We start from the raw sequence: 25846 nt of genomic DNA, 5'->3' as shown, positions 1-25846 counted from the left end.
TATGTACGCAATTTCGGCGCGGTCAGCTTGCGCGAACGGCTTCGACCCTGTTCGCTTTGTCTACTGCACCCACAATTCAAGGAGGTCACCACCGTGGTCGCCGCGGCGGACGCTCAGAACTACGCTCAGAAACTTGGCATCACTCGCGACATGGTCGTTCAAGAGCTGGGCTGGGACGAGGACACCGACGATGATCTGCGCGCCGACGTAGAAGATGCGATCGGTGGCGAGACCCTCGACGAGGATTCCGACGAGGTGATCGATGTCGTACTGCTGTGGTGGCGCGACGGAGACGGTGACCTGGTCGATGCACTCATGGATGCCATCGGTCCGCTCTCGGATGATGGAATCGTGTGGGTCCTCAGCCCCAAGACCGGCATGTCCGGTCATGTGGAGCCCAGCGAGATTGCCGAGTCCGCTCCGACAGCCGGATTGACGCAGACCTCTGCGGCCAATCTCGGTGACTGGATCGGAAGTCGATTGGTTCAGCCCAAGACCCCTGCCAGCAAGCGGTAGGCCCATGCTCGACACAGGAAGACGGTTCTAGATGCCGATCGAGGTTGGCGCTGTTGCGCCCGACTTCACCCTCAAAGACCAGAACAACCAATTGGTCACCTTGTCGTCGTACCGGGACGTGAAGAACGTTCTGCTCGTGTTCTATCCACTGGCCTTCACCGGCACGTGTCAGGGCGAGCTGTGCCGAGTGCGCGACGAGCTACCGACATTCGAAAACGACGACACCGCGATCCTGGCGATCTCGGTGGGTCCGCCTCCGACCCACAAGATCTGGGCAGCAGAGCAGGGTTACACCTTTCCGCTGCTGTCCGACTTCTGGCCACACGGTGAAGTGGCTCAGGCGTACGGCGTGTTCAACGACAGCGCAGGATTCGCCAATCGTGGAACGTTCGTGGTCGACAAGTCCGGAATCATCAGATTCGCCGAAATGAACGGCCCCGGGGAAGCCCGAGACAGTTCATCGTGGGCCGAGGCACTCGCACAGGTGAGCTGACCTGCGGAATTGTAGTTAGACAGCAGACACGATAAATTTCTCCAAGCGTTCCGGTGGCCCGGGGTTGTACCCAGGCCGCCGGTACTCGGGCGTATAGCTCAGCGGTAGAGCTCTGGTTTTACACACCAGCGGTCGGGGGTTCGAACCCCTCTGCGCCCACGGAAAACAGATGGCCTCACTCGTAGAAGCGAGTGAGGCCATCTGTCATTTTTGAGTCTCTTGATTTTCAGTTGCCGACGGAGGCGGCTTCCCGCCTCTCGGCTCTCGAACCTGAGTATGTCTTGGTGCGGATGGTGGCCACGGTGACCAATCCAACGATGCAAGAGCCGACGACGAAATACGCCGGAGACACCGAGTTGCCGGTGCGATCGATGAGCCACGTCGCGATGTAAGCAGCTGTACCGCCGGTAGCGATGGTTGCGACGTTGAAGCCGAGAGCGACACCCGTCAGCCGTACCCGGGCGTCAAACAGCGACGGAAACAGGGGAGCGGTAGCGGTCTGGATCAGCGGGGTGCCGAACGCGAAGAACGCGAAAGCTATTGCTGCGACGAACAGTCCGTGATCCCCCATCATCACCATCGCGGGGTAGGCGAGAATTGCGGATGCGAGTAGCCCGGTGATCAGTACGCGGATGCTGCCGAACTTGTCGACGAACAATCCCGCGATCGGCATCGACAGTGCCACGAGAACGATGACGAGTGCAGCTGTCCACGTGACCGCTGTCTGACTGTAGCCGCCCTCGCGGACGAGATGAATTCCTATGTAGGTGAGCACCATGTACCCGGTTGCGTTCTGCGCGACTCCGAGGCCAAAGACCTGAAGCACCTGCTTGGGGTGCGTACGCAGCAGATCTCCCAGCGGCGCTTTGGCGAGCTTGTTGTCGTTCGCTGCCCTCTCGAACTCGGGAGTGTCCTCGATACGACTACGCGTCCACAAGCAGAACAGGACGAGGGGAACTCCGAGTAGGAACGGAATCCTCCACCCCCAGTTCGTCATCTGAGCATCGGAAGTGAACGCAGACGTTGTTGCCACGGCGATAGCCGCCAGAGCGAAGCCGCTGTTGCTGCCTAGCGCAACGAACGAGGCACCCAGGCCTTTTCGTTTCTCCCCAACGGTCTCGTAGACGTAGGTCAGTGCGCCGCCCAGCTCTCCGCCGGCCGAAAAGCCCTGCACCAGACGCGCAATCACCAACAGAATGGGCGCAAGGACTCCTGCGCTCTCGTAGGTTGGGAGAAACGCCATCAACGCGCTGCCGACACCCATCAGAAGAACCGAAATCAACAGGGCGCGCTTGCGTCCGTGCCGATCTCCGAGACGTCCGAAGAAGATTCCGCCGATCGGGCGCATGAGGTAGGCCGAAGCGAATACGGCCAAGCTTTTGAGCAGCGACGCCGTGGGATCGTCCCCGGGGAAGAATAGCGGGCTGACCACGACGGCGAGATAGGCGTACACGGTCAGGTCGTAATACTCGACTATGGTGCCGACGGCTGCAGCGATTACGCCGCGGCGTCGGGTCTGCTCGAGTGTGCGAGATGTGGCCACGATCGGCTCCGGTTCTGTGTGAGTGGCGTAGAGCGCACCGTCGTCGCCGTGGATATTGCGGCCCTTGGAGTGTGCGCGATCACACCCTAACTCCAAACATGTCAAATGTGAACAGGTTTTGACGGGCCGTGGATTTCAAAGCTGCCAATGAACCGGACGAGAAATAATTGAGGCCAACCGCTTTCGGTAGTAGAGCGCAGTGTCATGGACGAAGACGCTCATGGCCGCAGATGCGCCGTCGGCATCGTGAAGCCGAAGGGCGTCCAGAATCTTCTGCTGCGCCGCGATGGCAGCCTTCCTGGTTGCCATCGGATGTTCGGACGGTTCGGCGTCGCGCACGAGCAGCCACAGAGCTTCCATGACGATCCGAAATGCGGGGTTCCCCGCCGCCCTGTAGATCGTGGTCTGAAACGTCGCATTGTTGCTCTGGAAGTTCGCGTAGTCGCTTGGATCGGCGCGCATGCTGTCGAGCGCTGACTGCATCGTGTCCAGTTGATCGTCGGTGACGCTGGCTGCGGCCTGTGCTGCCACGATGGGTTCCAAAGTCAGGCGAACGTCGATGACATCGCTGATATTTGCGCCTTCGAGCTGAAGAAACAGTTTCATCGTGTTGCCGAGGGATGCGTACTGCGGGCGGCACGCCACTGGACCGCCGCCGATGCCGGCTTTGATGGTCACCAGTCCTCGGCTCTCCAATAGGCGGAGTGCCTCGCGGACGGTAGTTCGAGCTACTCCGTATTCCGCGACCATCTCCTTTTCGGTGGGCAGCCTTTGGCCGGCGACGATGCCACCGCCGAGAATGTCGTCCGCGATCACGTTCGCGACCTTTTCGGACATCTTCTGGGGGCGGCCGAGTCGGGGTCTGTGCTGTTCTTCGCTCATGGGCGTCCTAACGGATTCGGCGTCGACGGAATCTCACCTTATCGAGCGACCGAAAATGTGACGCGCGACAAATCTGTACATAGTTGTCACATTTGGCTACGATGGATCGGATGCAATTCACTGCTCCATGTTCCGGAGGTCTCAATGTTTCCGACCCGATTGCCCATTCCGGCTGTAGCGCAGTCGTTTCGCGCTGACGGCCATTGGCAGGACAAGCCGGTCGGCTATTTCTTGACCCGGGCTGCACGCAGATTTCCGAACGCGCTCGCTGTTGTCGACGGACACCGAAGGCTTACGTTCACGGACGTTGAACAACAGGTGAACGTGTTGGCGAGCGCATTGAGAGGCCGGGGGATCGGGGCAGACAGTGTCGTGTCGTTTCAGTTGCCCAACTGCGCCGAGGCCGTGATCGTTTTTCAGGCACTCATGAAGTTGGGAGCCGTCGCCAACCCGATCGTGCCCATCTATCGTGGCCGGGAAGTTCGCTTCATTCTCGGCCAAGCCCGCAGCGCTATGGTCTTCGTGCCGTCGACCTACCGAGGATTCGACTACGAGGCCATGTATCGAGACCTGGGTATCGACGTCGAGGTGGTCGTCGTAGGCGGTGAATCGTGGGCAGCTCTGCTGGACGAGGCAACACCTGACGGCTTGGCCGGCAACGCTGAACCCGACGCGGACAGCGTGTGCCTGCTTCTCTATACCTCGGGCACCACAGCCGATCCGAAAGGTGTACTGCACAGCCACAATACACTCGTCTACGAGAACCAATCCATCATCGATTGGTTCGGTCTCAACGAACGTGACGTGGTGTTCAATCCATCCCCGGTGACCCATGTAACCGGGGTGAACTGTGCTCTCACCCTGCCGTTTCTGCTCGGGGCTCCTGTCGTCCTCCAGGAGATCTGGGATCCTTCTGTCGCGATGGAGCGCATCGTTTCCGAGGGTGCGAGTTTCATGATCTTCTCGACGCCGTTCCTTCGGGGGCTACTCGACGCGGCGGATGCTTCGGCTGTTTCGACGCCGTCGATCCGCTACATCGTCTGCGGAGGCGCCGACATCCCCGATGCTCTCACCGCGGCCGCGACGACTCGACTGGGCACAGTGGTGCGTATGTTCGGTGCTACGGAGGGCCCGTCGGTGTCGTGTACCGACCGATGGGACACCGATCGGCTGCGAATGCAGTCCGACGGGCGACCGATGACACCGACCGAGGTGATCGTCTCCGTCGACGGTGCAGGTATCGCGGAGCCCGGTGTCGTCGGTGAAGTGCTTTGGCGTGGACCGGATACCTTCCTTGGATATTTGGACAGTTCACTCAACGACGCAGCTTTTACCCCCGACGGCTTCTTCCGTTCTGGTGATCTCGCCACCACCGACAGCGAGGGCGGGTTGCATATCGTGGGGCGGATCAAGGACATCATCAACCGTTCCGGTGAAAAGATAAGTACCTACGACGTGGAGAACTTGCTGAGCGAGCATCCCGACGTACTGGAAGTGGCTGTGGTTGCAGGTCCGGATCCGCGAACGGGTGAGCGTGGATGTGCCTTTGTCGTGACCCGGGACGAACACGAGCTCAGCCTGCGACAGGTGTACGACTTCCTTTCGGGCCGTGAGGTCGCGATCCAGAAAATCCCCGAAAGCGTGTTCGTCGTCGATTCGCTCCCCAAGACCGCCAGCGGAAAGATCCAGAAGTTCGCGCTTCGGGATTGGACGCGTGACAGGTCCGTGATCCCGCCGCCTATGGCCGAGATGACTGTCACGGCGAGTGACGAAAAGTGAGGAACGTAGTGCTCGAGGGAATTGCGGTCACCGTACCCGAGCCAGGCATCGCGGTGGTCGAGCTCGCGCGGGGCAAGGTGAACGCACTCGACTCGTCGATGTACGAGCAGATCGCATCGGTGTTCGACGCCCTGTCCGACGACGCCGACATCAAGGTGGCCGTTCTGACCGGCCGTGGCCGGACCTTCTGCGCTGGAAACGATCTGAACGAATTCCGTACGATGGACGCCACCAGCGGCGAGGTCCAGATGCGCGGCGTCAGGCGGGCGATTTTCAACGTGATCGACTGCTCGGTACCGGTCATCGGTGCCATCAACGGTCCCGCGCTGGGAAGCGGTTTCGGGTTGACGGCGGCATGCGACCTCGTCGTCGCATCCGAAAAGGCGACATTCGGGCTTCCCGAAATGAACGTGGGAGTCCTCGGCGGCGGCCGCTTCACGGCGAGAATGCTGCCGCAGCAGGCGATGCGTCGGATGTTTTTCACGGCCGAGGCCGTCGATGCTGCCACGCTCCAGTCCTGGGGCGCTCCGATCGAAGTGGTGCCGCACGAGAGCCTCATCGACTTCGCATTCGCGCGGGCGCGGTCGATCGCCGCGAAGAGTAGGTACGCCATCATGCTGGCGAAGCAATCTCTCAACGGTTGCGAGGGCCTCGACCTCAAGCGTGGCTACGAGTTGGAACAGACCTTCACAGTTCGGCTATCCGAACACCCCGATTCCAAGACCGCGATCGAAAAGACAGTGGCAGATATGGCAGCGAAGGCGGACAAGTGAGCACGAACCTCGACACAACCGTCGGATTGGACGAGTTCGACGCGGCCGCCTCAGCCTGGTTGGAAAGCCATCTCGGCACCGCGGCGGGTGACAATGCACCCGAACCGAGCTATGCGGTTTTCCACAACCGCAGCGAGGACGAGGAACGCGCGCTGATCGAAGCCGCCAAGGCATGGCAGTCCACCCGAGTGGATGCAGGTTACGGTGCCATCACGTGGTCCCCAGAATGGGGCGGCGCTGGACTGTCGGCGAGCCACGAACGGGTGTACGTATCACGCGAGCGTGCATTCCGCGCGCCCGAGCGTCACGAAAACGTTTTGGTAACAGTCGAACTGGTAGCACCGACGATCCATCTTCTCGGAACCGAGGATCAACGCGCAAAGTTCATCACCCCGTTTCTAAGGGCCACACAACTGTGCTGCCAGTTGTTCTCCGAACCTGGCGCAGGCTCCGATCTGGCCGGCCTGTCGACGAAGGCCGTCAGACACGGAGATAACTGGACGATCAATGGGCAAAAGGTGTGGAGCTCGGGTGCTCAGTTCTCCGAGTGGGGACTTCTGATCGCGCGCAGTGACAGTGCCGCAGCGAAGCATCGCGGAATGACCGCGTTCATGGTGCCGATGAATGCTCCGGGCGTCGAGATCCGCCCGATTCGACAGATGTCCGGAGGGTCGACCTTCAACGAAGTGTTTTTGACCGACGTACAACTCGACGATTCGATGCGACTCGGAGACGAGGGCCAGGGGTGGAACGTCGCCTTGACCACTCTCGGGTTCGAACGAAGCTCGAGTGCAGGCATCGTCAGCGCGGGAGGCAGCGGAACAGATCTGCTCAGGTTGGCTCGTCGCCTGAGCGTCCACGACGAGCCGTTGGTACGGCAGAGGCTCGCCAATGTGGCAGTCTACGAGCGGGCGTCGGCACTGATGGTGGCGCGCTACGCGGAACGTGAACAAGCCGGCCACATACCGGGTGTCGAAGGGTCCATCGGAAAGCTGGTGTGGACACAGAGCCTGAAGCGCATCGGCGACGCCGCGGCGAGCCTACTTGGGCGTTCGATTCTGGCCGACACCGGTGAATCCGACACGTTTGCGTGGACGGAACATCTGCTGGGCGCTCCTGGATACCGAATCGCAGGCGGGTCCGACGAGATACAACGCAACATCATTGGCGAGCGCGGGCTTGGTTTGCCCAGAGAACCGCGGTAGGGGCACAGCACATGGCACTCGAACTGACATCCGAGCAGAAGGAACTGCGGGACAGTCTTCGCGGACTGCTGACCAAGCGCACCGATACCCTCTGGCCGGCACTCGTCTCGCTCGGAGTCTGCGAGATCCCGTTCCCAGAACGATGGGGCGGTGCCGGATACGGAGCCAAGGAACTCATGGTGGTGATGACCGAACTCGGTCGATCACTTGCAGGCGTTCCGTACCTTTCCTCGGTCGCGGCGGCCGGTTCGGTACTGATCGAGGGAGCTACCGATTCCGTGTGCGCACAGCATGTTCCAGGCATGGCGAGCGGATCTGTGACGGCCGCACTCGTGGCAGGCTACCCGTTGACGACGAGCGGAATCTCGGCACTCGCCGACGGTGACGACCTCGTTCTGTCGGGCCGACAGGACTTCGTGATCGACGGCACCACCGCGGACCTTCTTGTCATTGTCGCTAGTGGCCCAGACGGCCTCGAGCTCGCCGTCGTGTCCGGTGACGCGCCCGGTGTCTCACGAACCCCATTGGAGGCGTTGGACTTCACCCGGGAACTTGCCCGCGTCGAGCTCGACGGCGTCCGTGCACGCCGTGCGGGAGGAAAGAACTTGCTGTTCGGATTGGCGCGTGCGCAGACGCTCCTGCTGGCTAGCGTTGCGGCCGAACAAGTGGGCGCAGCTCGTGCATGCCTCGAAATGTCGGTCGAGTACGCCAAGACTCGACAGCAGTTCGGTCGGGCCATCGGATCGTTCCAATCGATCAAGCACAGACTCGCGGACATGCTGATCGCGATCGAGTTGGCCGAGGCTGCTGTTCTGGACGCCGCCGACGCTGCCGAGGACCGCGGACAAGACGAGTTCGTGAACGCGGTAGCCACTGCGCGGGTCCTCGCGAGTAGGGCGTCAGTGTTCGCTGCGGAGGAGTCCATCCAAGTGCACGGTGGCATCGGGTTCACGTGGGAACACCCCTTGCACAGGTACTTCCGCCGCGCGAAGAGCAACGAGCTGATGTTCGGTTCGATCGAGTCGCACCTCGAGGTCTTGGCGACGTCGCTGTAGCTGCTCTGGTTTTTGCTCTCGACGAGGTCACCTCCGGCCTGAATCCGAATCCATCGTTCGTCACACACGAGACAAATGTTGTACTGCGAGCCGCTGATTCGGTGGACCGACTCGATCACGGACGGATCGCCGAATTTGGTCGGATGGCCGACCGACCACACGTCGCGCTCGGTCAGCGATGGCGAGGTGGCTGTGCACATAGAGCACAGGGTCTATGGGTACTCGAGCGAGCGGGTCTCATCACCCTCGACCCGGCGGTGGACAAGTCGACAGCCACCCAGAAGGACATCGTCGGAAACCCGAAGAACCTGAAGTTCACGTTGCTGGACTCTGCCGCGCAATCGCGGGCATTGCCGGATCTCTATGCAGCAGTGGGCTATACGGAGTACTACCTCGCGGCCGGCATCCCCGTCGAGAAGCAGATCTTCGCACCACCAGCACCGGACGAGTTCGCCGGCCAGCCTCACGATCGGTAGCCGGTGGGCGGACAGCGACAACATCAAGAACCTCGTCGCCGCGTTCAAGGACCCTGCGGTCCAGGAGTTCCTCGCCACCGGCCCGCGGGTGAAGGACATCCTCCTGCCACTTCAGTAAGGGCCTCGCACCCGACGGTCCGACAGCGGACCGTCGGGCGCGGCGGTGGTGCTACGTTCGGTCGGAAGACGACACGATGTGAGGCGGACGACGTGACCCGGTACGAAGCATTGACCGAACTGCTCGACGAGCGGTACTCATGCCGGCAATTCCTGCCGAAGCAGGTATCACGGGACGTGCTCGAACAGTTGTTGGCGGCCGCCCAGCGCACTCCATCGTGGTCGAACACCCAGTCGTGGCAAATAATCGTGACCGAGGGCGATGCCACGCGAAAGTTCTCCGAGGCCTTGGTGGAACATGTGGCGTCCGGTGTGCCGCAACCGGATTTTCCGTTTCCGGCCAACTACGACGCCTTGCACCGGGCACGTCGTCGTGAGTGTGGCGGTGCGCTCTACGAGAGCATCGGCGTGGTCAAGTCCGACACCGAGGCGACGACGCGTCAGTTCATTCGCAATTTCGAGCTGTTCGACGCCCCGCACGCGGCAATCATCACCACCGATGCGGACCTGGGTGTCTACGGTGCCGTCGACTGCGGGCTGTATCTGCAGACGTTCCTGCTGGGCGCGCAGAGTCTCGGGCTCGGCGCGATAGCGCAGGCCGCGCTCGCCGCGTACTCGCCGTTCGTCCACGAATGGTTCGATATCCCGGATACCCGCAGGGTGGTAGCCGGCATCTCGTTCGGCTACCCCGACGAGAGCCACCCGATCAACGGATTCCGCACCAGCCGTGCACCGTTGAGTGAGACGGTGACCTTCATCAGCTGAGGTGTGACGGCGTCAGCTCTGGAGCCGACCAACCAGTTCCGTACCCAGATCCGTGCCCGATCGCCATGCGCTTTCCACCCTGGGCGCGCCGGATTCACACCATTGATCGCCTGCGAATCCGACGAGCCGCCCGTCCCGCAGCTCGAGCGCAAAGGTGGAATCATGTTGCGCCGCAGGCTTTGCGAACGTCCAGCGATGGGCATGCGTCCAGTTGGGTGCCTTGGAAATTACCGACAGTTCGCGTAGCGCGTCGAGGACCGGGGCGATCACTGCGTCGGGATCGGCGAGGTGCTGCTGTGCCCGCTCGGGGGTCGTGTGAACCACCAGCACGGGCGCACCGTCACCCCGCCGGGCACCGTCGTCGACGACGAACGCGATATCGGGATGATCGTTGACGAAGGCCGCGTCGCGGAACGGCACATCCAACCCGTCGAATCCACATGCCACCGCGATGACCGGTTCGTAATCGACGGCGTCGGGGACTGTGGTCAGTCGAGTCGCCTGAGGATCGGGCATCGCAACCACGACGTGGCCGTCGGGTAGGCCGCTCAACTCGGTGGATCCTTCGATATCGAAGTCTGCCAGCAAGTCTCGCACCAGAGAACGAAGCCCGTGTGGTGTCGCCCAACGGACCGGCCCGGTGGTGGTGCACGGTTCGGTGTCGGGTTTGAGGATGCCGAAGGTGTTGGCCCACTGGCGCGCAAGGCCCCTCGACTCCCAGTCCGACACCACCGTCGCGAAATCTTGATCGCGGACGGTGAAGTAACCGGCACCCAAATCCACACGACGCCCGTGAAGCTCGGGGGAGGACATCCGTCCGCCCGGGGCACGTCCTCGATCGACGATGCGGAACGGGACGCCCGCCGCGCGCAGTACTCGGGCACAGGCGGCACCCGCGATACCCGAGCCGACAATGGTGATCGAGTCCGTGGTGCGCCCAACATCGACAGTCATGTCGTCAGTATGCCCGGCGGACCGAGTAAGTAAGCCCGCCTTATGTACTGCGCATTGTCTGGACAATTCGGTCACCCGCTGCGGAGGGCCCGACCTTGTGCTGAACTGTTGAAATGGCAATTACGGATAAGCCAGATACCGGAGAGCACGGACTGGGAACCAGTCTCAAACCGCGGCACGTGACGATGATCTCGATAGCCGGAGTGATCGGTGCCGGACTGTTCGTCGGCTCTGCCAACGCCATCGCCACCGCAGGACCTGCGGTGTTGTTGGCCTACTTCTTCGCCGGACTCCTCGTCATCTTGGTGATGCGCATGCTCGGGGAAATGGCCACCGCCAACCCCGACACAGGTTCGTTCTCGACGTATGCGACCCGGGCACTGGGACATTGGGCCGGCTTCTCCGTCGGTTGGTTGTACTGGTGGTTCTGGGTATTGGTGATCCCCGTCGAGGCGACCGCCGCTGCCGCCATCCTCACCAACTGGCTGGGCGGTGCCCAATGGATGTGGGCCCTGATCATCGTCGTCGCGCTCACCGCCACCAACTTGATCAGCGTCGGCAACTACGGCGAGTTCGAGTTCTGGTTCGCGTTGGTCAAGGTAGTGGCCATCGTCGCGTTCATCGGCCTCGGCATCGCCGCCATCCTGGGCTGGCTGCCGAACTCCGAAGTCAGTGGCGTGGACCAACTGTGGGCCTCCGGCGGCTTCATGCCGCTCGGCTTCGGCGCGGTGATCGCAGCCATGCTGACGACGATGTTCTCGTTCATGGGATCCGAGATCGTCACCATCGCTGCAGCCGAATCCAAGGACCCCGCAAAGGGGATCACCCGCGCCACCAACTCGGTGATCTGGCGTATCTCGATCTTCTACTTCGGATCGATCTTCGTCATCGTCGCGCTCGTCCCCTGGAACGAATTGGACCCGGCAACCGGCTCCTACCAGTATGTGTTGTCCAAGATGGGAATTCCTCACGCGGAGACCATCATGGACATCGTCATTCTGACCGCCGTGGCGTCGTGCCTGAATTCGGCGCTCTACACCGCGTCGCGCATGCTCTACTCGCTCGGTGATCGCGGCGATGCGCCGCGCTCAGTCAAAAAGATCACCGCCAACGGAGTGCCGTGGGTTGCCGTCATCGCCTCGATGGTTCTCGGCTTCCTCGCCGTCGTCGGAAACTACATTCTTCCCGAGAAGCTCTTCACCTACTTGCTCGCGACCACCGGTGCCGTAGCTCTGTTCGTCTACCTGGCCATCGCCAGCAGTCAACTGGTGCTGCGTCGCCAACTCGATCGCGACGGCGAGCGCCCGGCCGTTCTGATGTGGCTCTATCCGTGGCTCACCTATTTGGCCATCGGATTCATCGTCTTCGTCTTGGTGATGATGGTGGTGCGGCCGGAGCAACGATCGTCGATCCTCCTCTCGGCGGTGCTGGCGGCGGTGACGGTGATCGGCGGAATCATCGTTCAACGCCGAAACACGCGGCGCGACAAGGTTGCCGCCCGCGTGTCCGGTGACTTGGCCTAGATCCCGGCGTAGACCTGGCGGTACAGATCGACGATCTGCTCAGCCGTCGGAACGACCGGATTGTTACCGGGGCTGCCGGACGCGAGAGCCTGCTCGGCCATCAGCGGCAACAGGTCGTCCCACGTCGACTTGTCGATGCCGAACGTCTCGGGTGTGGGAACTTCGACCTCACGGCACAGCGTGACGATGGCGTCCTGCAACTTGCCACCGGCAACCGCGTCCGAATCGGCTTCCGAAGCAGCACCGAGGGCCCGGGCGCAGTCGGCATAGCGGGCCTGGGCTCCGTCGATGGAAAAGGCTGTGACAGCGGGCAACAGCATCGCGTTGGACAGTCCGTGTGCGACGTGGAAATGCGCGCCGATCGGTCGACTCATCCCGTGGACCAGACAGACGCTGGCGTTGGAGAACGCCATTCCCGCCTGGGTGGACGCATGCATCATGGCCTCGCGTGCCTGCCGGTCGTCACCGTCTCGATACGCCCGAAGCAGCGACGTTCCGATGGTGCGAATCGCGCTGAGCGCCAAGCCGTCGGAGATGGGGTTGGCTTTCTTGCTGACATACGCCTCGATGGCGTGAGTCAGAGCGTCGACGCCGGTATCGGCAGTCAGACGTGCCGGCATCGACATCGTCAGCTCGAAGTCGATGATCGATGCTATCGGCAGAAAGGACAGCCCGGGGCACAGCATCTTCTCGTCCGAGGCCACGTCGGTGATGATAGTGAACTGCGTTGCCTCCGAACCACTTCCCGCCGTAGTAGGGATCGCGACGATCGGAAGCGCCGGACCGGTGGAGAGCACCGGAGCCTTGAAGTCCCGCATCGTCCCGCCCTGCACAGCGAGGATTGCCAGCGCCTTGGCCGTGTCCATCGGACTGCCGCCGCCGAACCCGATGATCGAATCGGCCGAATGCTGCTGCACCGCTTCGAGACCGGCGATCAACGAATCCGTCGTCGGGTCGGGCACGGTGCCGGAGAACAGAGCAGGCGACTTACCGGCCTCGGTCATGATCGTCATCAGTCGATCGGCCGAGCCGTTGCCGGCCATGAACGCATCGGTGACGAGCAACGGCCGTGATACGTCGAGGTCGGTGAGTACCGTACCCAGCTCCTCGACGGCACCGCCGCCGAGTTTGAGGAAGCGTGGAAAAGAAATATTGGCAACCATGGAGTGCTCCTTCGCGGTATCTCCATGTGCGTGGAACTTCGTAGTGGGCTACGAGTTTCCACGCACATGGGCTTTGTAGAACTCAGTTGTTTGCAGGAAAGCCGAGATCGATACCGCCGTGGCTGGGATCGAGCCAGCGACTGGTGACGGCTTTACCCCGCGTGAAGAAGTGCACTCCTTCGGTTCCATGAGCATGGCTGTCGCCGAACAGACTGCTCTTCCAGCCACCGAAACTGTAGTACGCCATGGGAACAGGGATCGGCACATTGACACCGACCATGCCGACCTCGACCTCGTTCTGGAAACGCCGCGCCGCCCCGCCGTCGTTGGTGAAGATCGCCGTGCCGTTGCCGTACGGATTGTCGTTGATCAGGGTGAGGGCTTCGTCGTAGGTCTCCACACGCACGACCGAGAGCACAGGACCGAAGATTTCGTCGGTGTAGATGCTCATGTCCGGTGTCACATGGTCGATGAGCGTGGGGCCGAGCCAAAATCCGTTCTCTCCGCCATCAGCCTTCACTCCGCGGCCGTCGACGACGATCGTGGCACCGGACGCCTCGCCTGCGTCGACATAGGACGCAACCTTGTCGCGGTGTACCTGGGTGACGAGCGGGCCCATGTCGGCGCCGCGGGTGCCGTCGCCGGTGACCAGTGGCGTAGTGCGTTCGGCGATCTTGGCGACGAGCTCGTCGGCGATCTTCCCGACGGCCACGAGAGCCGAGATGGCCATGCATCGCTCACCCGCCGAGCCGAAGCCGGCGTTGACCATGGCGTCCGCGGCCAGGTCGAGATCTGCATCGGGGAGGACGACGGCATGGTTCTTGGCACCGCCGAGGGCCTGAACACGCTTGCCGTTGGCGGTGCCTGTCGAGTAGACGTACTGAGCGATGGGCGTCGATCCGACGAAGGAGACCGACTTGATCTTCTTGTTCTCGAGCAACTCGTCGACGGCCTCCTTGTCTCCCTGCAGCACGTTGAACACGCCGTCGGGCAGGCCTGCTTCGGCCCAGAGCCGCGCGAGCCAGATGCTGGCACTCGGGTCCTTCTCCGATGGCTTGAGCACGACGGTGTTACCGGCGGCGATGGCGATGGGGAAGAACCACATCGGCACCATGGCAGGGAAATTGAAGGGGGAGATGATGGCCACCGGCCCGAGCGGCTGACGAATGGAATAGACGTCCACTCCGGTGGACGCATTCTCGGTGTAGCTGCCCTTCAGTAGATGGGCTATGCCACAGGCGAATTCGACCACTTCCTGGCCGCGAGAAATCTCGCCGAGGGCGTCCGAGAGCACCTTGCCGTGCTCGGCCGTGATGATCTCGGCCAGCTCGTTCTTCTTCGCGTTGAGCAGTTCTCGGAAGGAGAAGAGGATCGAGGTGCGCTTGGCCAGGGAGGTGTCGCGCCACGCGGGAAAGGCAGCTGCGGCGGCGTCGATGACGGCGCGGGCATCGCTCCGATCGGCGAGCGTGAGCGTGCCGGTGACCTCCCCGGTGGCGGGGTTGGTGACCGGCGACGTCCGATCGGAAGATCCGGAAAAAGTCTTACCATCGAGCCAGTGTGAGATGACGTCGGTCAACGTTCGTTCCTTCCATCGGTGTGTCTCGAGTCTCATTCGAATCGATGCACATGTCAAAGGCCAAAATCGCAGATTGTCGTGCAGAAATGCACAGGGGGATAGGCTGGACGAGTGTTCAACCCAGACCACCTTCGCTATTTCCTCGAAGTGTCGAGAACGGGACGTCTGACCGACGCGTCTCGAACACTCGGCGTGGACCACACCACGGTCGGTCGGCGTATCACGGCACTCGAAAAGTCCGCAGGACAGCGACTTTTCGACCGAACCCCGACGGGTTGGCGATTGACCGAGGCGGGGCGAAGGCTGGTCGGGTACGCCGAAACCGTCGAGTCCACGCTGATCGCCGCCTTCGAGGATCAGACATCCGATACCGGATCGCTGCGAGGGACGGTACGCATCGCTGCCCCGGACGGGTTCGGTGCCTTCGTTCTCACGCCGAAGTTGGGTGCGCTTCGCGACAAGCATCCCGATCTGGATATCGAACTCGTCACCGCCACCGAGCACAACTCGTTGGCCACCAGGGAATTCGACATTGCCATCACGTTGGAACGGCCGTCGCCCAGGTTGGTGGTTGCGCGGCAATTGGCGACCTACACCCTGGCGCTCTATGCCGCCGAGCGATACCTGGCTGCGCAGCCGACGATCGACTCGGTCGACGGTTTGCGTGGGCACACCCTGATCTCCTACGTGGATGCGCTGCTCGACGTTGCGCCGCTGCGCATCCTGGATTCGATTGTGCCCGACGGTCGGGCGCAGATTCAGACCAACAACATCACCGGCCAGTGGATCGCGGCGCGGTCCGGCGTGGGAATTGCGCCGTTGCCCAGCTACATCGGCGAACCGGACGACACGTTGATTCCGGTGCTGCCGGGCCTCGTCTCGGTCGAACGCACCTACTGGACGGTGATTCCGCGGGAGTTGACGGGGTTGGCGCGGGTGAAGGTGGTGGACGACTTCATCGGATCGGTCGTGGCCGAGGAGCCCCACATGCGTGCGGTGCCCGGCGGTCGATAGTCGCGGTCACTAAATGCACGAGATCGTCGGTGGCCGTTGAATTTTGGACGTTCGATGTGTCCGGCGTCTCGTGACGACAGACACACGTGACGCCGACCTCAAAGCGGTGGGAATCGCCCTACCGGCGGGTAACAATCTGTTACGGAACACGTCGGCCACGGCACCGCCGCGGCAGGCCCACAACGATTCTTGGGGGAATCATGACCATGTTCGTAGTAGCAGCAATCGGTTTCGTCGGTATGGCCATCGCCTTGCTCAACGACGGAAGCGACATCGACTTCAGGAGCCGTCAGCTCTCCGGCGCGTACAACCGGCGCTGGGCCTGACCCGTACCGATTCCGCACACCGGATGGCCGGTGGATAGATTCGTGCGATGTGGACACACCCCCGAGCGATCGGATTGCTGGTCGGATACGGCCTGGATCGAGTGTTCACAGACCCACAGCGCTGGCATCCGGTAGCAGGATTCGGAACGGCTGCCCTTCGCGTCGAGGCTCGGCTCTACCGCGACAACAGGATTGCGGGTGTCATCCATACCGCCGTACTGGTCGGAGGCGTCACCGCACTCGGAATCGCGTCCACGCGAGCAGTGTCGCGTCTCGGCCCACCGGCCGAGGCCGCTCTGGTGGCTACCGCGACGTGGGCCGCGCTGGGCGGAACATCGCTGTCGGTAGTAGGTCGCTCGATGGCCGATCACCTCGGCCGAGACGACCTGCCGGGCGCACGCGCATTGCTCCCGTCACTGTGCGGACGTGACCCGGCATTCCTCGACTCCGACGGGCTGGCACGCGCGGCACTCGAATCCATCGCCGAGAACACATCCGACGCAACAGTCGGTGTCGTGGTGTGGGGAGCCCTGGCCGGCGTACCGGGGATCCTGGCATACCGAGCCAGCAACACACTCGATGCAATGGTGGGATACCGGTCTCCGAAATACCTACGGTTCGGATGGGCCGCCGCACGCCTCGACGACGCGCTGAACCTGTTGCCGGCACGAGTCACGGGTGCGGCGACCGTTCTCGCGGCACCGCTGGTGCAGGGTTCTGCTGCCCACGCGCTACAGGTGTGGCGACGAGACGCATCCCGCCATCCCAGCCCCAATGCCGGGGTGCCGGAAGCCGCGTCGGCGGGTGCGCTCGGACTACAACTCGGTGGGCGCACTCAATACCGGCACGGCGTGGAGATCAGGCCCACACTCGGCGACGGGCGAGCGCCCACGGCACGGGACCTTCGGCGAGCAGTCGTGCTGTCGACGCGGGTGCAAGAGTTCGCGACGGCTGCGTCAGCGGTTCTTGCCGTATCGATCCGCCAGGCGAGGATCCGTCGGCGTTCTCGCCTGTGACGCCGCGCGGGCCCTGGCCCGCTTCTCGCGTCGGGTCGGAAGAGTGAATTCTTCTTCGTCGTCCGGCGCGGAATCGTCGTCGGACGTGGGGTCGGACTCATCGGACATCGAGTCGGCCATCTCGGTTCTAGACATGCGTCGCTCCCGCAGCTCGGCGCGGACGAAATACGCAAGACCCAACGGTGCCATGATGCCGAACGCCAGCCACTGCAGCCCGTAGGACAGATAGGGGCCCGCGTCGGTCTGCGGGAGCTCGATGAGGCCGAGGCCACCGGGCTGACCGTCGTCGAGCTGCAGGTACCCGTCGATCGCGTCGACACCGACCGCTGCGCCGATCTGCTCCGGGTTGATGTTGTACACCTGCAGGCGGCCGTCCTCCTGGATCGGCTCACGTGATGTTCCTTCGGCCTGACGAACGCGGGCATCGAGAGTGACCGGGCCGGTCGGAGCTGCTGCGAACTCGGGCGGTCGCGTTCCCTCCACCGGGAGCACGTATCCGCGGTTGACGAGAACAGTAGGGCCATCGTCGATGACGAACGGAGTGATGACCTCGTACGCGGGCTGCTCACGAATGCTGCGCAGCCGCACCAGGGCGTCGGAATTCTCCACGTAGCTGCCCTGCGCAATCACCCGCCGCCATTCGTCGTCGGCCGCGAATCCGTTTCCGGTGAGAACGTCGGTGATCGACACCGGATCTGCCCCGACCGATCGGGTGATCAAGTCGTTGCGCGCTGAAGTCGAGGTGTTCTTGCCCAGCTGCCACGGAGCGAGCACGCTGAAGCACAAGAATGCGAACGCCAGCGCGACGGCGGCCAGCACCAACCACTTCGGACGCAGCAAGAACCGTAACTTCTCCACCCCACCACGGTAGCCGGGTCAGGCAGTCAGCCGAGACCGCGCCCAATCGATCAAGCCGGGCACGGCATCCTCGATCTGTTCTCGCACCTCGGTGAACGCAGAATCCGACGAGTAGTAGGGATCTGCGACCGACGCATCGTCGGCGTCGGGATCGAACGAACGCAGCAGCTGCACCCGATCGGCCGGTGCACCCAACTGCAGTAGAGATCGAGCGTGGCCGGTGTCGAGAGCAACGATCAGATCGGCGGCGAGGTGGTCCGGTCCCACCTGGTTCGCTTCGTGCTCGCTCTCGTAGCCGTGCGCATCGAGTTCGGCGACCGTCCGCGGGTCTGCGCCGTCGCCGACATGCCACCCGTCGATTCCCGCGCTCGACACGCGGACGGCATCACTTAGGCCCGCCTCGCTCAGGTGCGCGGCGAACACCTTCTCGGCCATCGGTGATCGACAGATGTTTCCGGTGCACACGAATGTCACGTGCAGTGGCTCGCTCATCGTGACGCCTGCGTGTTCTGCTCGAGCACGGCGGCCAGTTCGTCCATGTCCGACGCGGTGAACGCCGCGTCGTCGCTCTCACCGTCGATGCCGTAGCCCCATTCCACGTAGACCGCCGGAATTCCGAACCGAGCCGCGCCGTGCACATCGTGGTCGCGGTCGCCGATCATGATCACCCCTGCGGTGCCGCCGTCCGAGGATTCGACGGGATCGATGCCGAGATTGGTCAGCGAGTGCGCGATGACGTCGGATTTCGCTCGCCGCGACCCGTCGTTGCTGGCACCGCCGATGAAGTCGAAGTACCGGGACAAGCCGAAGTGGTCGAGAATCCGGATGGCGAAGCGCTCCGACTTGGACGTCGCCACGCCCAGCCGAACACCGCGATCCTGCAATCGCGTCAGCACTGTCTCGATGCCGTCGAACGCGGTGTTCTCGGCCCAACCCCGCTCGTCGTAGCGGTCGAAATAGGCGGCGAGCGCGCGCTGAGCTGCCTCCTCGTCCAGGCCCATCGAGCGCAGCGTGTCGATCAGCGGTGGACCGACGACGAGAGAGAGTTGCTGTTCGGTCGGCTCGGGAGCGCCGACCGAGGCCAGCGCGTGGCGAAATCCTGCGTGAATTCCCGGTGCGGAATCGGTCAACGTTCCGTCGAGATCGAACAGGGCAACGGATGCGGGCAGAGCGGCAGACATGGCCTGAGCCTATCGGTGCACGTGACGGCTAGGCTCGTCGCGATGTCCGATACAGCGTCCGGCCCCGATGCACTTCTCCGTCATCACGGAGATCTCGAGGTCGGCTCGGGCCTCGTCGACTTCGCTGTCAACGTGCGCGGTGACGGCCCGCCCCCGTGGCTTCGTGATCGGCTCGCTGCAGCCCTGAACTCGCTCGGTTCGTATCCATCGGGGGCAGCCGAGCGGGCGGCTCGGGAGCAGGTCGCCGCACACCACGGACGCTCGCCGGACGAGGTACTGCTGCTCGGTGGCGGAGCCGAAGGATTCGCGATGCTGCCGCGGCTCGAGCCGGCCCTCGTGGCAACCGTGCACCCGTCGTTCACCGAGCCCGACTGGGTGCTCGAGCAGGCCGGCATTCCCGTGCATCGGGTGTTACTCCAGCCGCCGTTTCTGCTCGATCCGGGCCTGGTGCCCGAGGCCGCCGACATGGTGATCGTCGGCAATCCCACCAATCCGACGTCGGTGCTGCATCCCCGAGAAGAAGTACTCGGTCTGCGTAGGCCCGGCCGCACGGTCGTGGTCGACGAAGCATTCGCCGACGCAGTGACGGGAGCAGGAGAGTCGGTCTCCTCGGACAGCGTCGCGGACGTGCTGGTACTCCGAAGCCTGACGAAGACGTGGGCATTGGCGGGGTTGCGGTGCGGCTACGCTCTGGCCCATCCCGACGTACTCGAACGAATGCAGCGGGGCCGTGCGCACTGGCCGCTCGGCACTCTGCAACTCGAAGCAATCCGTGCCTGTACCGAGCCGTTCGCGGTCGAGCAGGCCCGAGCCGACGCCCTGCGGATCGACGCCGAACGTGACGCCATGATCGCGAGACTGACCGCACTCGGTCTCGACATTGCCGGACCGGCGCGAGCGCCGTTTCTTCTGGCGCGGGTCGATGACGCCGACGGGATCCGAGAACGTTTGCGCACGAAGGGAATTGCGGTTCGGCGCGGCGACACGTTTCCCGGACTGGATCGCAACTACCTACGCGTCGCCGTACGGGACTCGGCACACGTCGACATACTGGTGCATGCGTTGAACACCGTTCTGTGAGGAGAGCAATCGACATGGCAGTGACTCTGGCGAACGTCATCGAGGTTCTCGACAAGGCATACCCGCCTCGATTAGCCGAGAGCTGGGACTCGGTGGGATTGGTATGCGGAGATCCGGATTCCATTGTGCGACAGGTGCTCTACGCCGTCGACGTCACCCCGGCCGTCGTGGACGAGGCCATCTCCTGGGGTGCCGACCTCATCGTCGCCCATCACCCTCTGCTGCTCAAAGGAGTCGATTCGGTTGCGGCCGACACCGCCAAAGGCTCGGTGATCCACCGCCTGATCAAGGCCGACTGCGCGCTGTTCACCGCCCATACCAACGCCGACTCGGCCGATCCCGGTGTCTCCGACGCACTCGCGTCGGCCCTCGGTGTGATCGACACCAGGCCACTCGATCCCATTCCTGCTCCGGCGCACGACAAATGGGTCGTATTCGTGCCGTCCGCCGACACTGCGGCGGTGCGCCAAGCGCTGTTCGACGCCGGAGCCGGTGAGATCGGCGACTACAGCGAAGCGAGTTGGCACACCGAGGGGCTCGGCCAGTTCCGGCCGCAGCCCGGTGCTCATCCGACGCTCGGCGTCGTCGGCGAAGTCCACACCGAGACCGAGGACCGAATCGAGGTGGTGGCATCCCGGGCAGACCGCGCGCGGATGCAGTCCGCGCTCAGGCGTGCGCACCCGTACGAGGAGCCCGCGTTCGATGTCTTCGAGTCCGCGGCCCTACCGTCGTGCACCGGTCTGGGGCGGATCGGACGGTTGCCTGATCCGATGACCCTCGCCGAGTTCACCGATGTCGTCCGAGACGCTCTGCCGGCCACCAGCTGGGGAGTGCGAGCAGCGGGCGATCCGGACGCCACAGTGTCGATCGTCGCCCTGTGCGGGGGAGCAGGGGACTCATTCCTTGCAACCGTCGCGCGGACCGACGCCGACGTCTATGTCACGTCCGATCTCAGACATCATCCCGTCGACGAGCACCTGAGGGCGGGTGGGCCCGCGGTGATCGACACGGCCCACTGGGCCTCGGAGTTCCCGTGGTGTGCTCAGGCGAGGGGCATCGTGGACGCCGAATTCGGCAACACGGAGGGCTGGAGCAGCAGGGTCAGCGATGTCCGTACCGACCCGTGGACGCTGTGACCGACGAACCCCGCGACCGGGGGAGTGCACGGATCCGGCTCGGTACGTTCTGCGCAGCCGGTAGGGTAATCGGAATCAACTTCCATAGTCGCAGGAGTCATCAAGCGTGAACGTCGATCCCAAAGTCCAGGCCTCGCTACTCGAATTGGCCGGTGTGGATACCGAACTCTCGCAGATCGCCCATCGCCGAAAGACCCTCCCCGAGCAGCAGGAGGTCGACAAACTCGAGGCCGAGCGCATCACCCGCAAGGATGCTGCCGTCACGGTGCAGATCTCGATGGACGACCTCGATCGCGACATCCGCAAGCTCGAGGGCGAAGTCGATGCCGTTCGCCAGCGCGAGGCGCGCGACAAGAAGATGCTCGAGAGCGGCACGATTGCGCCCAAGCAGATGACCGAGCTGCAGCACGAGCTCGGCAGTCTCGAACGGCGGCAGAGCATCCTCGAGGAAGAACTGCTCGAAGTCATGGAACAGCGCGAGGCCAGCGAGCGCGATTACGAGCACGCCGGGGCGCAGTTGACGCAGATCGAGGACGAAATGGTCGACGCCGGTCGTCGCCGCGACGACGCTGTCGCAGACCTGGACGTCGCGGAGAAGCGGAGCGCCGAGCGTCGCGAGGCATTGATCTCGGGTATGCCGGCCGATCTGCTGGCGCTGTACGAGAAGCAACGCGCACTGACCGGTCGAGGCGCAGCGTTGCTGCAGGCCCGCCGGTGCGGCGCATGCCGAATAGAGCTCGATCGCAACGAAATTGCGAGCATCGCCAACAAACCTGCCGACGCTCTGGTTCGTTGCTCGGAATGCAACGCAATCCTGGTGCGCACCAAGGAGTCCGGAATTTGAGTGCCGCGCAACGGGTCGTCGTCGAAGCCGACGGCGGCTCCCGCGGCAACCCGGGTCCCGCCGGGTACGGAGCCGTGGTGTTCTCAGCAGATCGCAGCGAGGTGTTGGCCGAACGCCGGGAGGCGCTGGGAATCGCAACGAACAACGTGGCCGAGTACAGGGGCCTCATCGCTGCGTTGACGGCGGCCGCGGACGTCGGTGCCCGTGAGGTCGACGTTCGGATGGACTCCAAACTCGTCGTCGAACAGATGTCGGGACGCTGGAAGGTGAAGCATCCCGACATGATTCCGCTCAATCGCCGAGCGGCGGAGCTTGTTCGGACGTTCGATCACGTCACCTTCCAATGGATTCCGCGGGAGCAGAACTCACACGCCGACGGTCTGGCGAACGAGGCGATGGATGCCGCGGCCAAGGGGATCGACCTTCCTGATCTGCCCGATACCGAACCGGCCGCGAAGCAACCCGCGGCGGCCCCCGGGTGGACCGGTGCTATCGGCGACCCCACCCGAATGTTGTTGTTGCGCCACGGCCAGACCGCGCTGTCGGTCGACCGGCGATACTCGGGTCGCGGAAATCCGGAACTGACCGAGCTGGGGGTTCGACAGGCCACCGCTGCAGCGGCACGGCTCGGCGGACACGACGACATCGCAGCGATCGTCTCGTCCCCCCTCGGCCGCGCCCGACAGACCGCCGACGCCGCGGCAGGTGCACTCGGACTCGACGTGACCACCGTCGACGATCTGACCGAAACGGACTTCGGCGACTGGGAAGGTCTGACCTTCGCGGAGGCGAAAGACCGCTATCCCGAACAACATCGGGCCTGGCTGGGTGACACCTCGGTGGCCCCGCCCAATGGTGAGAGTTTCGACGCAGTGCGCACTCGAATCGAAGCGGCACGCGATCGATTGATCGGAGAGTACGCGGGCAAGACGATCGTCGTCGTGACACACGTGACGCCGATCAAAACACTGCTGCAACTGGCACTGGACGTCGGACCGTCTCTGCTCTACCGAATGCACCTGGACCTCGCGTCGCTGAGCATCGCGGAGTTCTACCCCGACGGTGGGGCATCGGTGAAATTGGTCAACGACACGTCTCACCTGACCTGATCCTGTGGAGGTGCGGGTCTCAGATCTGCAGCGCAAGCCACAAGCCTGCCACTGCACCGACGATGGTCAGGGGAGTCGTGATGACGCCGAGAATGGTGAACGTTTTCAGATCCGCCGGCTCGTCGTTGGCCGATGCGACGCGTCGCCACAACATGATCGCCAGTGAACCGACGTAGGTGAGGTTGGGGCCGAGGTTGACCCCGATCACCATGGCCAGCAACAACGCCGGGGGAGCGTCCGCGCCGAAGGCCGCCAGGAGCAGCAACGTTGCGGGCAGGTTGTTGACGATGTTCGACGCCACCGCCGCGATGGCTGCGGCTGCCAACAGGGACGCGAAGGTGGTGTCCGACGGCAGAATTCGCGCCAGCCAGTCGCCGATCGGGCCCGTCGTCACGCCGAGCACGACGATGCCGAGAAGGAAGACGAAGCCACAGAAGGGCAGATCGGCACCGCGCAGGATCGCGCGAGGCGTGGTGTGGCGAGCTCGAAGTGCCGGGATCGCGAGCGCAATCGACCCCACGGCAGCCACCCAGAACGGTTCGATATCGAACAGTCCCGCGACGGCAAATCCGACGAGGGTCGCGCCCAGGATGGCGAGCGTGCTGCGCGGTGCTGGGACGTCGTCAGTGCTGTGTTCGGTCGCGGAGTCCGTCGGTGTCGCAGTGCGGGTCAGATCCTCGCGGAAGAAGATCAGGAACACCGCCAGTTCGATGGCGACCGCGAAAATCCACGGCAGTGCCATCAGTGCGGTGAAGTGCAGGAAGGTCAGGCCCGTCGCAGCGAAGGCCAGCAGGTTGGTCAGATTCGACACCGGCAGCAAGGTCGACGCCGAATTGGACAGGTGCGCAGTGGCGTAACTGTGTGGACGTGGCGACATCCCCAGGATCCGAGCGGCACCGATGATGGCCGGTGTCAGCAGAACCACGGTGGCGTCGAGGCTCAGTACGGCTGTGGTGGCCGCGGCAGCGGCGAACACGAGGGTCAGCAGTCTGCGGGGGCTGCCCTTGGATCCGCGGCGTAGCTTCGCCGCGATCCAGGTGAACACACCGAGGGCATCCGACAGATGCGCCAGGATCAGGATGAACGCCAGAAAGACGACGGTGGGTGCGAGTTCGAGTACCTGCTCACGGGCGGCGTCGAGGCTGACGAGGCCGACGAGAAGAACAACTGCGGCCGCTGGAAGTGCAGCAACGATCTCCGGAAGACCGCGCGGGCGAACGATGGCGAAGACGAGAACGGCGGCGACCAATGCCGCAGCGAGAAGGGTCACGCGAGAATCTTCACGAGAGTGCGGACGTTCCGCGTGGTGGTCGTGGCCTTGTACTTCGCCTTCGCCGTGGCTTTTCCGAACGTACTGTCGGTGGTGTTGCCCTTGCGCACCTCCCAGTAGAGCACGTTGTTCCCCTCGGCAATCCTCTCGAGATCGGGGTCGAGTTCCACTGCAAGAGCGGACAATTCGGTCAAATGGCTATCGTCGTTACCGAACACCACATAAGGATGCCAGCCCTCCCGTTCGGCGTCGAACGGGTAGGACTCCACTATCGCCCTCAGTGTCGGGACGTCGAGTACGACAACCCAGGCTCGGTAGCCGAACGCCTCGGCGAGCGTGCTCTCCACCTGTGCTTTCAGGGCGGCGGCCGCCAGCGGAGACTGCAGCAGTACGTTGCCGGTCGCCAGAATCGTGCGGACATTCGTGAAGCCGGCCGAGGCCAGAGCTGCGCGGAGGTCGACCATCTTGATGTTGATGCCGCCGACGTTGATGCCGCGCAGCAGCACAACCCATTCACTCATGGAAGGAACTGTAGTGAAGCGCACGAGAACAACCCTTGAAGTCAGTAGTTAGTAACCAGTAACTTGGCGGTATGGCGCAGAGAGGACGGATGACAGGCCCGGAACGGCGGCAGCAAATACTGCGGATAGCGGCAGACGAATTTGCATCGTCCGGACTGCACGGCGGTTCGACCGACAGGATCGCCCGCGAAGCAGGGATCACCCAGGCCTACATCTTTCGAATATTCGGAACCAAGAAGGCACTCTTCTCCGAGCTGGTGGTCGCCTCGTTCGACCGTGTGGCGGATGGGATGCGCGAGGCGGCAGGTACTGCCACCGGTCAGCAAGCCTTGGCCTCGATGGGGGAGTGCTATTACGCCATGCTCGAGGATCGAACCTCACTCTTGCTGCAGCTGCAAGGGATCGCCGCGTGCGGCGACGAAGAGGTGCGCGACGCCGTTCGAGAGGCGTTCGGCCGGATGTGGAACACCGTCGTAGAGGTCACCGGTCTCGATGCGGTGACCGTCAAAGCGTTTCTGGCGTTCGGCATGCTGCTCAACAGTGGCGCGGCCCTGCAGATTCATGACGTCGACCAACCCTGGGCGAACGGAGTGGGCACTCGTATCCACGCCGGATTGTTCGACCACATCACGAGCGAGACGAACCGTTGATCTCCGGCTCCGAGCACGACG

Annotated in this window: 26 protein-coding genes, 1 tRNA gene and 1 pseudogene; 18 read left to right on the top strand and 10 right to left on the bottom strand. The window is 63.3% G+C overall.

Translation table 11 applies throughout. The features are described 5' to 3' along the window. Nucleotides 1-93: 93 nt before the first annotated feature. From CH262_RS15890 to CH262_RS15880, 3 genes are all read left to right on the top strand, one after another. Entirely contained in the window at nucleotides 94-516 is a 423-nt protein-coding gene (locus CH262_RS15890; protein ID WP_027497444.1) for a DUF3052 domain-containing protein, read from the top strand. Between the two features lie 31 nt (nucleotides 517-547). Then, nucleotides 548-1009, top strand: coding sequence for a peroxiredoxin (locus CH262_RS15885; RefSeq protein ID WP_027497443.1), 462 nt, complete (start codon nucleotides 548-550; stop codon nucleotides 1007-1009). An 87-nt stretch (nucleotides 1010-1096) separates the two neighbouring features. Then, nucleotides 1097-1168: transfer RNA gene (locus CH262_RS15880), tRNA-Val, on the top strand. A gap of 67 nt (nucleotides 1169-1235) precedes the next feature. On the opposite strand, the gene CH262_RS15875 is transcribed toward CH262_RS15880, so the two are convergent. After that, nucleotides 1236-2552, bottom strand: coding sequence for an MFS transporter (locus CH262_RS15875; RefSeq protein WP_230590995.1), 1317 nt, complete (start codon nucleotides 2550-2552; stop codon nucleotides 1236-1238). A 135-nt stretch (nucleotides 2553-2687) separates the two neighbouring features. Further along, nucleotides 2688-3434: a FadR/GntR family transcriptional regulator gene (locus tag CH262_RS15870; RefSeq protein WP_094717933.1), complete on the bottom strand. Its 747-nt coding sequence runs from the start codon at nucleotides 3432-3434 to the stop codon at nucleotides 2688-2690. A gap of 144 nt (nucleotides 3435-3578) precedes the next feature. Here CH262_RS15870 and CH262_RS15865 point away from each other — a divergent pair, with 144 nt between their 5' ends. From CH262_RS15865 to CH262_RS15840, 6 genes and pseudogenes are all read left to right on the top strand, one after another. Beyond that, nucleotides 3579-5213 carry an AMP-binding protein gene (locus CH262_RS15865; RefSeq protein WP_094717932.1) on the top strand — a complete coding sequence of 545 codons (1635 nt, stop codon included), beginning with the start codon at nucleotides 3579-3581 and terminating at the stop codon, nucleotides 5211-5213. Continuing rightward, nucleotides 5210-5986, top strand: coding sequence for an enoyl-CoA hydratase-related protein (locus CH262_RS15860; RefSeq protein ID WP_256988819.1), 777 nt, complete (start codon nucleotides 5210-5212; stop codon nucleotides 5984-5986). The genes CH262_RS15865 and CH262_RS15860 overlap by 4 nt, the downstream gene beginning before the upstream one ends. Then, a complete protein-coding gene (locus CH262_RS15855) occupies nucleotides 5983-7191 on the top strand; it encodes an acyl-CoA dehydrogenase family protein (RefSeq protein ID WP_094717930.1) in 1209 nt (402 codons plus the stop codon). The genes CH262_RS15860 and CH262_RS15855 overlap by 4 nt, the downstream gene beginning before the upstream one ends. An 11-nt stretch (nucleotides 7192-7202) precedes the next feature. Continuing rightward, a complete protein-coding gene (locus CH262_RS15850; protein ID WP_094717929.1) occupies nucleotides 7203-8246 on the top strand; it encodes an acyl-CoA dehydrogenase family protein in 1044 nt (347 codons plus the stop codon). Nucleotides 8247-8440: 194 nt separating this feature from the next. Continuing rightward, nucleotides 8441-8840: pseudogene (locus CH262_RS15845) on the top strand (MetQ/NlpA family ABC transporter substrate-binding protein); the annotation flags it as partial. A gap of 92 nt (nucleotides 8841-8932) precedes the next feature. Then, nucleotides 8933-9604, top strand: a complete 672-nt coding sequence (locus CH262_RS15840) for a nitroreductase (RefSeq protein ID WP_094717928.1) — start codon at nucleotides 8933-8935, stop codon at nucleotides 9602-9604. A 12-nt stretch (nucleotides 9605-9616) separates the two neighbouring features. Here CH262_RS15840 and CH262_RS15835 read toward each other — a convergent pair whose 3' ends face one another. Beyond that, complete coding sequence (locus CH262_RS15835; protein ID WP_094717927.1) at nucleotides 9617-10558, bottom strand: NAD(P)/FAD-dependent oxidoreductase; 942 nt, start codon at nucleotides 10556-10558, stop codon at nucleotides 9617-9619. Between the two features lie 113 nt (nucleotides 10559-10671). Between CH262_RS15835 and CH262_RS15830 the strand changes: the two genes are divergently transcribed. Further along, nucleotides 10672-12081 (top strand): amino acid permease, encoded by a 1410-nt coding sequence (locus CH262_RS15830; RefSeq protein ID WP_094717926.1) that lies wholly within the window; start codon nucleotides 10672-10674, stop codon nucleotides 12079-12081. Here the strand turns inward: CH262_RS15830 and CH262_RS15825 are convergent. Both CH262_RS15825 and CH262_RS15820 read right to left on the bottom strand, forming a co-directional pair. Beyond that, a complete protein-coding gene (locus CH262_RS15825; RefSeq protein ID WP_094717925.1) occupies nucleotides 12078-13244 on the bottom strand; it encodes an iron-containing alcohol dehydrogenase in 1167 nt (388 codons plus the stop codon). The genes CH262_RS15830 and CH262_RS15825 overlap by 4 nt on opposite strands. Before the next feature lie 82 nt (nucleotides 13245-13326). Beyond that, nucleotides 13327-14856 carry a CoA-acylating methylmalonate-semialdehyde dehydrogenase gene (locus CH262_RS15820; protein WP_179275018.1) on the bottom strand — a complete coding sequence of 510 codons (1530 nt, stop codon included), beginning with the start codon at nucleotides 14854-14856 and terminating at the stop codon, nucleotides 13327-13329. A 75-nt stretch (nucleotides 14857-14931) separates the two neighbouring features. Here CH262_RS15820 and CH262_RS15815 point away from each other — a divergent pair, with 75 nt between their 5' ends. From CH262_RS15815 to CH262_RS15810, 3 genes are all read left to right on the top strand, one after another. After that, entirely contained in the window at nucleotides 14932-15834 is a 903-nt protein-coding gene (locus CH262_RS15815) for a LysR family transcriptional regulator (protein ID WP_027497432.1), read from the top strand. Between the two features lie 200 nt (nucleotides 15835-16034). Further along, nucleotides 16035-16160, top strand: a complete 126-nt coding sequence (locus tag CH262_RS28160) for a hypothetical protein (protein WP_255032530.1) — start codon at nucleotides 16035-16037, stop codon at nucleotides 16158-16160. Between the two features lie 47 nt (nucleotides 16161-16207). Further along, nucleotides 16208-17176 carry a cobalamin biosynthesis protein gene (locus CH262_RS15810; RefSeq protein WP_094717924.1) on the top strand — a complete coding sequence of 323 codons (969 nt, stop codon included), beginning with the start codon at nucleotides 16208-16210 and terminating at the stop codon, nucleotides 17174-17176. Here CH262_RS15810 and CH262_RS15805 read toward each other — a convergent pair. From CH262_RS15805 to CH262_RS15795, 3 genes are read right to left on the bottom strand one after another with little or no spacing between them, the layout of a single operon-like run. Then, a complete protein-coding gene (locus CH262_RS15805; RefSeq protein WP_094717923.1) occupies nucleotides 17117-18034 on the bottom strand; it encodes an SURF1 family cytochrome oxidase biogenesis protein in 918 nt (305 codons plus the stop codon). The two genes, CH262_RS15810 and CH262_RS15805, sit on opposite strands and share 60 nt — an antisense overlap. A gap of 18 nt (nucleotides 18035-18052) precedes the next feature. Then, complete coding sequence (locus CH262_RS15800) at nucleotides 18053-18526, bottom strand: low molecular weight protein-tyrosine-phosphatase (protein WP_176457143.1); 474 nt, start codon at nucleotides 18524-18526, stop codon at nucleotides 18053-18055. Further along, nucleotides 18523-19215: an HAD-IA family hydrolase gene (locus tag CH262_RS15795; protein ID WP_094717922.1), complete on the bottom strand. Its 693-nt coding sequence runs from the start codon at nucleotides 19213-19215 to the stop codon at nucleotides 18523-18525. Before CH262_RS15795 ends, CH262_RS15800 begins: the two co-directional genes overlap by 4 nt. 42 nt (nucleotides 19216-19257) lie before the next feature. Here CH262_RS15795 and cobC point away from each other — a divergent pair, with 42 nt between their 5' ends. From cobC to CH262_RS15775, 4 genes are all read left to right on the top strand, one after another. Continuing rightward, a complete protein-coding gene (cobC, locus tag CH262_RS15790) occupies nucleotides 19258-20295 on the top strand; it encodes an Rv2231c family pyridoxal phosphate-dependent protein CobC (RefSeq protein WP_032384615.1) in 1038 nt (345 codons plus the stop codon). Nucleotides 20296-20309: 14 nt separating this feature from the next. Continuing rightward, nucleotides 20310-21431, top strand: a complete 1122-nt coding sequence (locus CH262_RS15785) for a Nif3-like dinuclear metal center hexameric protein (protein WP_094717921.1) — start codon at nucleotides 20310-20312, stop codon at nucleotides 21429-21431. 106 nt (nucleotides 21432-21537) lie between these two features. Continuing rightward, a complete protein-coding gene (locus CH262_RS15780) occupies nucleotides 21538-22275 on the top strand; it encodes a zinc ribbon domain-containing protein (RefSeq protein WP_027497425.1) in 738 nt (245 codons plus the stop codon). After that, the gene (locus CH262_RS15775) at nucleotides 22272-23384 is read left to right on the top strand and encodes a bifunctional RNase H/acid phosphatase (RefSeq protein WP_256988818.1); all 1113 of its coding nucleotides are present in this window, start codon (nucleotides 22272-22274) and stop codon (nucleotides 23382-23384) included. The genes CH262_RS15780 and CH262_RS15775 overlap by 4 nt, the downstream gene beginning before the upstream one ends. Before the next feature lie 19 nt (nucleotides 23385-23403). Here the strand turns inward: CH262_RS15775 and CH262_RS15770 are convergent, their stop codons facing one another. Beyond that, nucleotides 23404-24654, bottom strand: a complete 1251-nt coding sequence (locus CH262_RS15770) for an SLC13 family permease (RefSeq protein ID WP_094717919.1) — start codon at nucleotides 24652-24654, stop codon at nucleotides 23404-23406. Continuing rightward, entirely contained in the window at nucleotides 24651-25175 is a 525-nt protein-coding gene (locus tag CH262_RS15765; RefSeq protein WP_094717918.1) for a DUF1697 domain-containing protein, read from the bottom strand. Before CH262_RS15765 ends, CH262_RS15770 begins: the two co-directional genes overlap by 4 nt. A gap of 89 nt (nucleotides 25176-25264) precedes the next feature. On the opposite strand from CH262_RS15765, the gene CH262_RS15760 reads away from it, so the two are divergent. Further along, on the top strand, nucleotides 25265-25825 hold the full coding sequence (locus CH262_RS15760) for a TetR/AcrR family transcriptional regulator (RefSeq protein ID WP_027497421.1): 561 nt from the start codon (nucleotides 25265-25267) through the stop codon (nucleotides 25823-25825). Nucleotides 25826-25846 lie beyond the last annotated feature (21 nt).

Origin of the sequence: Rhodococcus sp. 05-2255-1e (assembly GCF_002259025.1) — a bacterium.
In the GTDB taxonomy this organism is placed as follows: Bacteria; Actinomycetota; Actinomycetes; order Mycobacteriales; family Mycobacteriaceae; genus Rhodococcoides; species Rhodococcoides fascians.
This window is presented reverse-complemented; position numbering and strand designations above follow the sequence as displayed.